Origin of the sequence: Daeguia caeni, from assembly GCF_042653845.1 — a bacterium.
Lineage (GTDB): Bacteria > Pseudomonadota > Alphaproteobacteria > Rhizobiales > Rhizobiaceae > Brucella > Brucella caeni.
Genome location: NZ_JBHSEL010000032.1, coordinates 1 through 12,089 on the forward strand (window position 1 = coordinate 1; position 12,089 = coordinate 12,089).

A 12,089-nucleotide genomic window follows, 5' to 3' on the forward strand; every position below is an offset into this window, starting at 1 on the left:
CATCTGATCCTCCGTAGTTTTTGCAAACATAGAGAATCATAAACTACTGAAATCGCTAAACTTAATTTTAGGTCGGGCTCTTACATTCCCATAGCACCTATACATTTATGTGGATGGGCAATAATAAAATGTCATTACATACAATATATATGATTTATTCTTCATGGACATCGTTTTCTATTTTTTATTTATTGTCGATGATTGTCCGTTTATTTGATTGCGCACCTCTTGCGTAATTTTATCGAATTCCCTGAAATCCTTCCATGTCCTGCAAAACGCCATCCGAGGTTCAAATCCAGTTCATTTCCGGGCTATAGGTGTTCTTTGCGACCTGTTCGCAATCCTTCCCCCATAGATCAAAGGAGAACACCGGAATAATGACGGAAACGCTGGAAGCATTCCTCGCCGCCTATCCGTGGATTTACACACTGATTGCCCTATCCGTACTGGTCCTTGCAGCCCTTTTTGCCAATTTTGTCGTCAAAAAGATTTTGCTGCGCGTTGTGAATCACTTCCTTGGCCGCACCGCCTACGGGCGTGACGAAGAGTTGCGCCGTTATGGCGTTATCGAACGCCTCGCCAACATCATGCCCGCCTTTGTGATCGCGTCAGGTATTGGGCTGGTGCCGCATCTGCCAGATGCCGCCGTGACGGTGGTGCGCAACGTCGCAAACGCCTTTATCATCCTGACGCTTGCAATGGCGCTGGCAGCGGCCCTGAACGTGGTGGACACCATTTACCACCGAAGGCCGGAAGCGAAGCTGAAGCCGATCAGAAGCTATATCCAGATTGTCAAAATCGCCATTTATGCGATTGCCGCAATCCTGATGATCGCAACCCTCATCGACCGTTCACCGCTCATCCTGCTGTCGGGCTTGGGCGCTATGGCGGCGGTCCTCATTCTGGTGTTTCAGGATACCTTGCTGTCGTTGGTGGCAGGCATTCAGATTTCATCCACCGACATGGTGCGCGTGGGCGACTGGATTGAAATGCCCGCCTTGAATGCGGACGGCGATGTGATTGAGCTCGCGCTGCACACGGTGCGCGTCCAGAATTGGGACAAGACCATTACGACGATACCCATTCGCAAGCTGGTGACGGAATCCTTCAAGAACTGGCGCGGGATGCAGGAAGCGGGCGGGCGGCGCATCAAGCGCTCGATCTATCTCGACCAGACCAGCATCCGTTTCCTGACACCGGAAGAAATCGAAAAGCTGGGTCGTTTCCGTCTTCTGGAAAACTACCTGCAACGCAAGCAGGAAGAATTGAAGGAGTGGAACGGCAAGCTGGGTGACAAGGGAAGCGTGACCGCCAATACCCGCCGCTCACCAATATCGGCACGTTCCGCGCCTATGTGGAAGCCTATGTGCGGGCGCACCCGCAGATTCACCAGAACATGACGATTCTGGTGCGCCAGCTACAGCCGGGGCCGGAAGGGCTGCCGCTGGAAATCTATTGCTTCACGAAAACCATTGCGTGGAACGATTACGAGGCGATCCAGTCCGATATCTTTGACCACCTGTTTGCCCTGCTGCCGGAATTCGGCCTGTCGGTTTTCCAGAACCCAAGCGGCGCGGATTTCAAAGCATGGCAGGTCGAACGGCCTGCCCTGCCCGCTTCGGCAAAGGTGGTTGAAGCGTAACAAGCCCCACCATATCTGTCAGCAACAAAGCCGCCCTTGTGCAGAGGGCGGCTTTGTCGTTTTCGCGTGTGGAGTCGTCACGGTTACGTCCGCGACGAAAGCAGTTGTCGCGCTGGAAAACGGTAAGGAAAGTGCAAACCCCGAAGGGTTTTCGCGTTCCTTATGGGACCGTGCCTGAAATTGTCAGACGACAGCGGCCAAAATGCGAGAAAGTTTGGAAAAGACAGGGCGCGGGAAACAATGGTGCTGCCGCGTGTGTCGGCCACGAATGCGCCGGCGGGTAGCCCGGACATTCTTCGCCAAATCGGCCTGTCTATCGGCTCCAATCCTTATGTGTATTTTCAAGACGACGACGACCCGCTGCCGATGCATCTGGATCGACGTATGACGATGATGGAACACGGCCACCTTGACGCGGTTTTCGGCGCGACGGAAACCATTACCGAAAGGGGCGTCACCGTCGAGCAATTCCCCCGCATCGTGAATGGCCGCTTTGTCAGCGATGTGCTGGCGGGCCAAGCCGTCTTTCCATCCTACGGGCATCCGCTCGCTGCCCTGTTCACGCGAAAGGTGCTGAACCGCATGCCGATCTATGACGGACGCCACTATCACAACGGCAGCGCCCTTCCCTTCAATGTGCGGTTCATGAACACGGGCGTCATTATCACGTCCTTGCCCGACATTTGCCGCCGTGTGCGCCTGCACGCCGATAACGACAGCGGCATTTTAGGCCCTGTGCCCGCGATGGAACTGGCGGCGGATATTCGGCGCTGGAGGGATTATATCCTCGCGCCAACCGTGGCCGCGTTTCAGGACATGGTGGCCGATTACCTTGAATCAGGTTGGGTTCAGACATTCCTTGAAATTGCAACGCTGGTAGATGAGGAATTGGGCCTATGATGGTGCCGCATCTGCGGCACCATTCTGCAAGCAACCTCTCCTGCATTTTTTCTATCGGGGTTCAGCAACAAGTCCCTTTACCAGCGCCACGCACGCGCCGAGAAGGACAATCGCAAACGGAAAACCCGTAGAAACGGCCATGGCCTGCAATGCAGCCAATCCACCACCCAAAAGCAGGGCGATAGCCAGAAGCCCCTCGAAAGTGGCCCAAAATACGCGCTGCGGAATGGGAGCATTCATCTTGCCGCCCGCGCTGATCGTGTCGATTACAAGGGAACCCGAATCGGATGAGGTCACGAAGAACACGACGACAAGAACGATGCCTATCAGCGACGTGATGGACGTAAGCGGCAATCCTGCCAGCATTTGAAACAGTTGCAGTTCAAGCGCCGCCGATTGTACCGCAGTCATGCCCTGATCGACCACTTGGCTGATAGCAGTACCGCCAAGCGCCGTCATCCAAAGCGTTGACACGATGGAAGGTATGAGAAGCACGGCAATCACGAATTCGCGCACTGTACGGCCACGGCTGACGCGGGCGATGAACATTCCTACGAAAGGCGACCAGCTTATCCACCATGCCCAATAAAAGGCCGTCCAGCCTTGGCGGAAATTATCGTCCATTCGACCGACCGGATTGGACAGAGCCGGGAGATATTCCACATAAGCCAGCAGGTTCTTGAAGAAGCCCGTGAAAATCTGTTGCGTCGGCCCAACAAGAATAATGAAGACGAGAAGCAGGAAGGCCAGCGCCATATTGATTTCGGAAAGGCGCTTGACTCCTTTATCCATCCCCGCAACGACTGATGCGGTCGCAATCGCGGTAATGAGGATAATCAAGATCACCATTTCGCCTTGGCTAGACGGAATATTGAATAGAAATTCCAGTCCGGCGCTCGCTTGCTGCGCTCCGATTCCAAGCGATGTGGATAATCCAAATATCGTGGCGAAGACGGCCAGAATGTCGATGATATGTCCCGGCCAGCCCCAAACCCTTTCGCCGAAGATCGGGTAGAAAATAGAGCGCAACGTCAAGGGCAATCCCTTGTTGAAGGCAAAAAGCGCCAGAGAAAGTGCAACAATGGCATAGATGGCCCAAGGATGCAGCGCCCAATGGAATATAGTCGCCGCCATCGCCAGACGCCGTGCCCCTTCAGCATCGCCAGCCATGCCATTCAATGGCGACCAATCCGTGCGCAGGCCGTCAGGGCCTGTTACCGGCCCTTGCATAGCGGCGGTAAAATTACCAAGCGGCTCGGACACGCCATAGAACATCAGCCCGATGCCCATACCAGCGGCAAATAACATCGAGAACCACGACACATAGCTATAGTCCGGTGTGGCTTCAGGCCCACCGAGGCGGATTTTACCCAATGGAAGCACGATCAGGGCAATGCAGAGCAAAACAAATACATTGCCCGCAGCAAGAAAGAACCAGTCGAGATTGGATGTTAGAAAATCGCGCAACCCCGCGAAAAATGAACCAAGCGTATTCTGGAAGGCGAGTGTAAGAATCGTGAATGCAACGATACCAATGGCAGATACACTGAATACGATATTGTGAATATCGAGTTCAAAAACGAACCGACGCCGATAATTGATGTTGTCCTGACCGATTTGATAGTCAGTATCGATGATCTGGGTTGCGCCTTCCGGCTGGGGGATTGCCTCTGAATTGATTTCTTCTTGCACACTTGTTTCTGTCAATAATCCGTCCTCGTTCCTTCATGTTTTTGGCATTGCTGCCGGATTGAGAGATGGTGAGACTGCGCGACAATCTGGCGATTGCGTTGAATGGCAGCATGAATCCTCTAGAAATTAAAGAATTTTTCCAGAAGGCTCAACCATGTACTGCCTTCCAAGTCAGATTGGCTGCGGCACATGCTCCGCATGTCTTCAGTCAGCTATTCGCCATGATCGGCCCCCACGGACGGGTCCAATTTGATTGTTAGTGCAATGATGGTCGTGGCGCCAGCGCGGGCGGCATCGCTGGTTGGGGTTGCAGGGCCGCCCGCGCGAATGCCGGGATGAAGACCTCCGGCGCCGGCGGCTTGTAGCCGAGCGATCCATGCGNCTCCGGGCCGTTGTCGGAACGGATATGCTCAGGCACGCCGCGCAGGATGAACAGGTCGGACAGGACGTCGATGACGTCGGTGGAGTTGAGCTTGCGATCGATGCGGATCGCCAGCGCCTCATGCGTGAACTCGTCGATCACGTTAAGCATGCGGTACTTCCTTCCGTCATGAGTGCGGTCCTCGACGAAGTCGTAGGACCAGACATGGTTGGGCCGCTCGGCGCGCAGGCGGATGCATGATCCCTCGGCGAGCCAGAGCCGGCCTTTCTTCGGTTGTTTGGCTGGAACCTTCAGCCCCTCTTGCCGCCAGATGCGCTCGACCCGCTTGTCGTTGACCACCCAGCCCATCTGGCTGCGCAGAAGCTCGGCGATCTTGCGATAGCCGTAGCGGCCATAGCGGCGGGCCAGTGCAACGATGTCCTCGGTCAGTTGCTGCTCGTCGTCCCGGCCGCGAGGAATACGCCGCTGCGTGGAGCGATGCTGCCCAAGCACGAGGCATACCCGGCGCTCCGACACGCGCTTCGGCAGAACCGAGCGAACATGGTCGATGCAGGCACGGCGACGCGAGGGGCTCAGAAGTTTCCCCGCGCAGCCTCCGTCAGGATCAGCTTGTCCAGCGTCAGATCCGCCACCGCCTTGCGAAGCCGTTCGTTCTCCTTCTGGAGATCCTTCAACTGCCGAAGCTGGTCACGGCTCATGCCGCCATATTGCTTGCGCCACCGGTAGAACGTCAGTTCAAAAACGCCGATCTGGCGAACGGCATCCGCCATCGCCATGCCTTGGCCGCGCAAAACCTCAACCTGCCGAAGCTTCGTGACGATCTCGTCGGGCTTGTGTCGCTTGTTGGCCATTGTGGTCCTCCTTCAGGGTCAAAACCATACTTCAAGGTGGACCCGTTCAATGGGGGTGGATCAACTACCGCTTCGCCGCGATCCGGGACCACTCGACGTGATGGAGCGGCTGTGCGCCTGCCGGCCCAAATGCAGGCTTCCGTCATGTCCGGCCTGTTCGGCAGTGAGGCCCGCGCCCTTGCGCCGCTGCTCAACGGTCTGGACATTCTACGCCGCTTCCTCGGCTTGGTGGGCGAGTGACCGAGGAATTCGAGAAGCTAGCGCGGACGACCGAATACGCGATCCAGCGCTTCAAAAATCAGGTGGTCGACATCGTGAGCGACGCGCAGGAAACCGCGCGGGCCGTTGTCCGGGTGCTGAACAACCAGCTTAGGCCTGCCATCCGTGGCATCCACGTAGACACAGGCGTTGATTGACGCGAACTTGCTGCCGGAGCCGGACGCGGGGCTGGCCTTGCCCTGCCGGCAGCACGGGTCAGGGGCGCTTGAAAGCGCTCCGCCTTTCCGCCTTGCATTGATCCGTGCCGCGCGTATATTCGGTATGCTCGCAACAGGAGGTCATCATGCAGGGTCAGCCCCGCCCGCTCGCAAAGCTGAAGATCGACGAACTGGCAGGCGAGTTCATCGCCGCCCGCAACTACCGCGATGTGAACCGGATGGCCGCGCTTCAGGCCGAGCTTGAGCACAGAAGGTCCCGCCGCGCCCGCGCTCTGTCGGCGCATGTTTCCCTCGCCTTGGCATCGGCTGCGAAGCGCGCGGCGTAGGTGGTCCATATGAGAACTCTTGCAATCGCGCTAGCCGCCGTGCTGGCGGCCCTGACGCCAGCACATGCCGGCGATGAAGTGGAGGTCGACTTCGACCAAGTGCCGGCGCTTCACATTCCGCTTGGAAAGCGCGTCGTGTCGGCCCGTCCGGCATTCGAGGATTACGCCTTCATGCTCTTTGACGTGTGCGATGCACTATCCCTCGAAGGCGACGACTGCCTGATCTATCCGCTGAACGCATCCCTTGGCGGCAACGCCGTCGCGACGATCTTCGACGGCAACCGCGTCATCATCTATGACCGCGAGCTTTCACCGCTTGTCGGTTACGAGGGCGCGGAAATGATCATTGCGCATGAACTCGCGCATCATCACTGCGGTCACATCGGCACCGCTCCTGATCCGAAGCAGGAACTTGCGGCCGACGCGCTTGCGGGAGCCGCTGCACGCCTGATGGGGCGCTCGCTTGAGGCTGCTCTGTCAACGGTCGCCATTCTCGCAGAGCGGCCGTCCCTCACCCATCCGGGGCGGCAGGCGCGCATTGAGGCAATCACGGCGGGCTGGAACAATCCCGAGAAGGCAAAGGGCTGCTGATAGGCCGCTTCGGCGATCTACCGAACGTTGCCGACCGGTTCCTTGGCTCGTAGCATGGCTGCAATGCTGCCAAAGGGGAGGGGCATCATGACTGTTCCGAAGGAATATGCGAACATCTTTATGCCTGTGAAGTATTTTCTGTCTTCGTATCGCGCGCTCTCTGACGGACGGAGCGGAATTCGTAATCTTGAGGAAAGGCTCACATCGGCAACGTCCTACTTGTCCGAATGGAAGGTCATGTGGATAGGAACATGCGCCCTTCTCAGGAGCGCCATCGACCTATTCCAAGTTGACCAAAAGTCTTGTTTGGCTGCCTGCCTTCGGCAGGAGATCAAAGCAGAGTGGAAAACCATCAAGGACCAAAAGGAACAGCACGCAATCTTTTGGGAGTTCCTGAGGCAGGAGCGCGATAACGTGATCCACGAGTACCAGTGGCGAGCCTATGAGGCTTGGATGAAGCCCGATGGCACGTTCCGAGCGCAACCTTTCACGTTGCTCGACATGTTAAGTGATGATGCCCGCCCTCTGCTTTTAATGCGGGATGGCCCCTTCAAAGGACGGAACTCGCTTGACCTTCTGAAAGAAGGGGCCGATTGGGTGGAAGCACGCATCTTCAGCGCAATCCGTAGAGCCGGATTTGACCCGGATGAGGAACGAGGCTTGGTCCACTTTCAGCCGCGTCCGAAGCCAGCGGCCACTCTCTTGAGCACGTTACTTTCCGGCGACACTACGCAGACCTAAATTCAGTGCTGCCACGTTACATTCGTCTGTCTCGCTGACCCTGTAGACGAACCGCTGCGCTGGCCCAAGCTCGGCGCGCGCAAACGCTGTGATTTCACGGCGGTGAAGGTTCTTGACTGTCTCGGCCATCTGGCCGATGCTGGTCCAAGCCGTTGGGCGGCCACTAGCCGCCGTGGCAATGCCCTAACGGACTTATCCACAGGAAGGAAGCGCGCGCGTGATACTTGCCAGGCGCGAAGGAATGCGGTGGCTTAGTTTTCGCCTATTCGCGGCGAGAAACGTTGCCACTGTCCGCCGAAGCAAGGGAGGGGAGCGATGGCCTTGTCGAAGCTATGGACGGGGAAGGTAGCCGGGACCAGCACTGGCAACGTCTTCCTTCAATTGAGCGGCGAAGATACTGCCCTTTTGGGGACGCTGCGCTTCAACGAAGCCGGGGTCGGAATTGTCGTCTACTCAATCGCCGGCACGTTCGATGGAACCAAGCTTACCGTTACGGGCGAGCCTCAAAATCAGATAGAGGGTTTCGCCTTTGGTCGCCTGACAGCGGTCGCTGACCTTAATCAGAGGGGCGAGTTTTGGGGACAATGGGAAACCGACATCGGGTCAGCGGGAACCTTCGTTCTCTTTCCTAGCGACTTGTCGCAAGCGAATGACGCAAATGCTAGCCAACCACTAAATCAGCTGCATACAGCACGGCACGACTTTACAGCCATCGAGATTGCCCGCGATCAGATAATCGAAATCGCGGAGGAAATACAGAACGAGTTTAAGACAGGGCCGCTTGTAGTAACGGTCGAGGCTCGCACCACACAGACGTGTTTCCTGCCAGATTTCAAGAAGCTCCACTTCAGCGACGACCAAGCCAAAATCATCAAACTATTCGTGCAGGAGCCAGCAGGCGGCTTATCTCGGGCAGTAACCATAGAATTCGGCCCGCAGATGAATTTTGCGCTTACCCAAGGTCCCGACAAAGCATGGGTGCTAGGAACGCTTGAGCAAATCAAGAGCTACGTTCAGCCGTATGAGCGGAGTTACAGCACGAACCTCAAGCGCTTCGGGATTGGCTTCAATCAAGCAATCCTTTTTGGTGCTCTCGTCTTTTTGCCAAGTCTCAACACGATCAGGGACAGAGCGCTTCTGCTCGGCGTGGTGGTGGCGCTTGCTCTGCTTGTTGCCCAAGCCCATCAACGGTATCTGCCCTTTGCCAGTATCCATCTCCGGGCGAAGCGCGTCACGCTTTGGTCGAAGATTGCGCCGTCGCTTGTTTCTTGGCTCCTGACCGCATCGGCCGCAATTGTGAGCGGGTTGCTCTTAGCGTACCTGCAAGGCTGGATGGGCCGACCTTGAGCGGGAGCGGGCGCGGCCGGAGAGCCGCGCCGGCGTTCAAAGCAAGGGGTGCGGCAAAAGTGCTTAGGAACGGGGCGGATCGTCCATAGATTAGGAACGGAATTAGGAAAGGGCAGAACGGCTGAATATTTCCCATTGCAATATCAGCATGTTACGCCAAAAGTTATAAGGTCTCCCTCTCCGCCATATTTTCTCGTAGATTCTTGATTTTATCAGATAAAACATCTTGCAGCATTTTGTCTGCCGCCAATCAGCGTCGCACCCTCTTGAACATTCCTGATCGCACAACAGCTTCGAAACCAGCCTGATATCACTGAAGAGCAGTTTCGAACTCATGTCTGTATCAAGGATACGAACAAGCACTTCTCAAAGCGCGTCGATATCTGTCAGGAGGAAAAGCCATTATATCGAACAGGCACGAACTGACCGAAATTGACCTGCTTAGGAAAGCCTGAAATCAGCCCATCAAATTCATTGGGAAAATCATTCCTTTCATCAATGTCACCAGCGAACAGGCAAAGGACATCGACAAGGATACACCCTTTGCGTCTGGACAAGACACATCAGGCTCATTCTTTCCATGAACGTTCAAAGCAGCAACAAGGCCGTTGGAAACGAAAAGACATCCTGCACCAGCTGATCAAAATTATCGCGAACCGTAGGCTGACCTGACTGTGCCCGTCGCCTGACAGGCATTAGAACGGCTTCTGATCAATGTTAATGACAATGCACAGTTCCGGCTCGACTATCGCTATGACAGCATGTCCTGGAGGCAAATCTTTCCGGCTACCCCTCCATGGGCATATACTGCCTGTGTTAAGCTCAGGAGCAAAGCTACAATCATCAATTAAAGCTACAATTTGAGCATCATTGGCTCTCCCTAACAGCAACCTTATCCTTCAGTCGTGATAATGTAGATCGTGAACAGCCTGTTGCGGCAATGATGCTGCACTGTCAGCAAGCAAGCGAAACAGTTCTGGTCTTGTCAGGAAGCGCCAGATTCATTCTCAATGCAAAAGGCAACGATTTTTAAATTGCACCCCCGAGCAAACTTGATCAGCTCTCTTTTGCCCGCTCTACCCCTGTTCTGTGATAGAGGCTCGCAAATTTGCCTCAACGCACATGGAATCCGCATAAGCTATCTTCAAGACAACTTCATTATAGAAAGTTCTCTGTTCATGGAAATATATTTATTATAGAGCGAATCAGGATGAGTCAGACAAAGACATACTCAAAAAATCTAATGATAGATGATAAATTTTAATCATATATACATAAAATTATTCAATAATAAGCATATTAAAAAAAGCTTTACAATTTTACATCGCCTATATACATAAATTGCGTTCTCAATACGTTTGCGGGGGCAGCATAAATGGATCCTTTTTCATTATTCTTATCAGTTGTTTATGTTGTCCGAAATCAAGGTTCCCAGCTGAACAGCCTTATTCAAAACACGACAGAAACCCTTTCTTCGTTAGTATCTGATTATGAACTAATAATAGTTGATAATGCTTCGGACGATAATAGTGTCGAAATTTTAAAAAACTTGGCGAGCCAGTCGGGCTATCCAAACCTGCAGGTTTATGCTCTTACCAAGACGGTCGACAATGACACCGCTTGTTGGGCTGGTGTTGAAAATGCTCTTGGTGATTTTGTCGCGGTCGTTGATCCTCTGCTCGACGACATCAATTTCTTACCCGAGATGCTTTGCAAGGCTGTCTCTGGAGTCGATGTTGTTTTCGCCAATAATTTGCAAAAACCGCAGCAAAGCTTTGCCTATCGTGTCGCCAATTCGGCATTCAACCTATTATACAAGTCATTCAATGGAATCCATTTAGCCAAAGAAGCGCCTCAGTATCGCTTGTTGAGCAAACGTGTGGTCAATTTTATATTACAGCACCGGCAGCCAGCAATCGCCTATAGGCATTTGCCGGCGACAGCAGGTTTTACACGCTGCAATATGGAATACAGCGCCAAGCCGCAGTCAAAAGACGTCAAGAAGCTGCGGGAAAGCATCAACAGAGGTATGAGGCTCCTGGTCTCGACAACACAGGCGCCTATGCGTCTTGTGACATCTTTGTCTTTATTCAGTGCTGCTGCAAATTTAATCTATTCTATTTATGTCGTCGCAATTGGATTATTTAAAGCTGACGTGGCACCAGGTTGGGTAAGCCTGTCATTACAACAATCAGGCATGTTTTTCCTGATTTCTCTGGTTCTCCTCGTGCTCGGAGAATACATACTGCATATGGCCAGTCTCAGTAACGAGGGGCCATTATACCATGTAGCTCAGGAATTTACGAGCGCACGCATGACACGTCGTGAAAGACTGAATGTAGAAGATGCTTCCTCTACAGGATTGAGTGGATTGCGCAAGCCAAGTCAGGACGCCGCATGACGCATAATGATGTTGTAGATGCTGTCGTTATTGGCGGCGGGTTCTACGGAGCAGCAATCGCAATCTATCTTGCCAAGAACCGTGGCTTGCGCCACGTAATCCTGCTTGAACAGGAGGCAGAGCTGTTATCGCGAGCATCCTATAGTAATCAGGCAAGAGTACACAATGGGTACCACTATCCCAGAAGCTTTACGACGGCTTATCGTAGCAGGGTAAACCTGCCACGTTTTATCCGTGATTGGCCTCAGGCCATTAAAACTGATTTTGTGAAGCTTTATGCGATAGCAAGACGTAATTCCAAGGTTACAGCAAAGCAATTTATCCGTTTCTGTAATGAAATTGGTGCAAAAATTACCCCTGCTGAACCTGCATTGAAGCGCCTCTTCAACCCTCGACTGGTCGAAGACGTTTTTCTGGTCGAAGAATATGCTTTTGATACAACAAGGCTCGCCGCATAGGCCAGAGAGGAACTCAATGCACTTGGCGTGAAGGTTCATCATCTCACGCAAGCAACCGCAATAACACGTTCATCCGACGGCCGAGGATTAACAGTAACGGCAATCTCCAAGAATGACGACTTCGTTTCAGCCGAATGTCGTTATGTTTTTAATTGTACCTATAGTGGTTTGAATCAGTTTTCCGGCGACTATCCCGGCACGATGTTGCACCTCAAGCACGAAGTGACGGAGATGGCGCTCAGAGGTGGTTCGGGAAATCTGGACAGCGGAGATAAGTGGAATTTCTGCCTGACTTCGGCTTAGATGCCGAGAACAGGAGAT

The 12,089-nt window shown here is 53.8% G+C and carries 9 protein-coding genes and 2 pseudogenes; 9 read left to right on the forward strand and 2 right to left on the reverse strand.

The genetic code is table 11. From position 1 onward, the window contains the following. Positions 1 to 377: 377 nt before the first annotated feature. Both ACFO1V_RS03305 and ACFO1V_RS03310 read left to right on the forward strand, forming a co-directional pair. Positions 378 to 1,642 (forward strand): annotated as a pseudogene (locus ACFO1V_RS03305) (mechanosensitive ion channel family protein). A 240-nt stretch (positions 1,643 to 1,882) separates the two neighbouring features. Further along, on the forward strand, positions 1,883 to 2,542 hold the full coding sequence (locus ACFO1V_RS03310) for a hypothetical protein (protein ID WP_374834640.1): 660 nt from the start codon (positions 1,883 to 1,885) through the stop codon (positions 2,540 to 2,542). Positions 2,543 to 2,593: 51 nt separating this feature from the next. Here the strand turns inward: ACFO1V_RS03310 and ACFO1V_RS03315 are convergent, their stop codons facing one another. Together ACFO1V_RS03315 and ACFO1V_RS03320 are read right to left on the reverse strand one after the other, a co-directional pair. After that, positions 2,594 to 4,249 carry a BCCT family transporter gene (locus ACFO1V_RS03315; protein WP_210306207.1) on the reverse strand — a complete coding sequence of 552 codons (1,656 nt, stop codon included), beginning with the start codon at positions 4,247 to 4,249 and terminating at the stop codon, positions 2,594 to 2,596. Positions 4,250 to 4,490: 241 nt separating this feature from the next. Next, positions 4,491 to 5,467 (reverse strand): annotated as a pseudogene (locus ACFO1V_RS03320) (IS3 family transposase). Between the two features lie 236 nt (positions 5,468 to 5,703). Between ACFO1V_RS03320 and ACFO1V_RS03325 the strand changes: the two are divergent. From ACFO1V_RS03325 to ACFO1V_RS03355, 7 genes are all read left to right on the forward strand, one after another. Continuing rightward, the gene (locus ACFO1V_RS03325) at positions 5,704 to 5,883 is read left to right on the forward strand and encodes a hypothetical protein (protein WP_374834320.1); all 180 of its coding nucleotides are present in this window, start codon (positions 5,704 to 5,706) and stop codon (positions 5,881 to 5,883) included. 146 nt (positions 5,884 to 6,029) lie between these two features. Continuing rightward, the gene (locus ACFO1V_RS03330) at positions 6,030 to 6,230 is read left to right on the forward strand and encodes a hypothetical protein (protein WP_374834322.1); all 201 of its coding nucleotides are present in this window, start codon (positions 6,030 to 6,032) and stop codon (positions 6,228 to 6,230) included. Positions 6,231 to 6,239: 9 nt separating this feature from the next. Beyond that, complete coding sequence (locus tag ACFO1V_RS03335; protein ID WP_374834324.1) at positions 6,240 to 6,821, forward strand: hypothetical protein; 582 nt, start codon at positions 6,240 to 6,242, stop codon at positions 6,819 to 6,821. Positions 6,822 to 6,908: 87 nt separating this feature from the next. Beyond that, on the forward strand, positions 6,909 to 7,562 hold the full coding sequence (locus tag ACFO1V_RS03340) for a hypothetical protein (RefSeq protein ID WP_374834326.1): 654 nt from the start codon (positions 6,909 to 6,911) through the stop codon (positions 7,560 to 7,562). Positions 7,563 to 7,877: 315 nt separating this feature from the next. Further along, a complete protein-coding gene (locus ACFO1V_RS03345) occupies positions 7,878 to 8,909 on the forward strand; it encodes a hypothetical protein (protein ID WP_374834328.1) in 1,032 nt (343 codons plus the stop codon). A gap of 1,375 nt (positions 8,910 to 10,284) precedes the next feature. Further along, positions 10,285 to 11,310 (forward strand): glycosyltransferase, encoded by a 1,026-nt coding sequence (locus tag ACFO1V_RS03350; protein WP_374834330.1) that lies wholly within the window; start codon positions 10,285 to 10,287, stop codon positions 11,308 to 11,310. Beyond that, complete coding sequence (locus ACFO1V_RS03355; protein ID WP_374834332.1) at positions 11,307 to 11,768, forward strand: FAD-dependent oxidoreductase; 462 nt, start codon at positions 11,307 to 11,309, stop codon at positions 11,766 to 11,768. Before ACFO1V_RS03350 ends, ACFO1V_RS03355 begins: the two co-directional genes overlap by 4 nt. The last annotated feature ends 321 nt before the right edge of the window (positions 11,769 to 12,089 follow it).

Bases quoted from the DNA above. Each gene is read 5' to 3' on its own strand.
- ACFO1V_RS03350 (WP_374834330.1), top strand. From the start codon at position 10,285: ATGGATCCTTTTTCATTATTCTTATCAGTTGTTTATGTTGTCCGAAAT.
- ACFO1V_RS03340 (WP_374834326.1), top strand. From the start codon at position 6,909: ATGACTGTTCCGAAGGAATATGCGAACATCTTTATGCCTGTGAAGTAT.
- ACFO1V_RS03355 (WP_374834332.1), top strand. From the start codon at position 11,307: ATGACGCATAATGATGTTGTAGATGCTGTCGTTATTGGCGGCGGGTTC.
- ACFO1V_RS03330 (WP_374834322.1), top strand. From the start codon at position 6,030: ATGCAGGGTCAGCCCCGCCCGCTCGCAAAGCTGAAGATCGACGAACTG.
- ACFO1V_RS03335 (WP_374834324.1), top strand. From the start codon at position 6,240: ATGAGAACTCTTGCAATCGCGCTAGCCGCCGTGCTGGCGGCCCTGACG.
- ACFO1V_RS03345 (WP_374834328.1), top strand. From the start codon at position 7,878: ATGGCCTTGTCGAAGCTATGGACGGGGAAGGTAGCCGGGACCAGCACT.
- ACFO1V_RS03310 (WP_374834640.1), top strand. From the start codon at position 1,883: ATGGTGCTGCCGCGTGTGTCGGCCACGAATGCGCCGGCGGGTAGCCCG.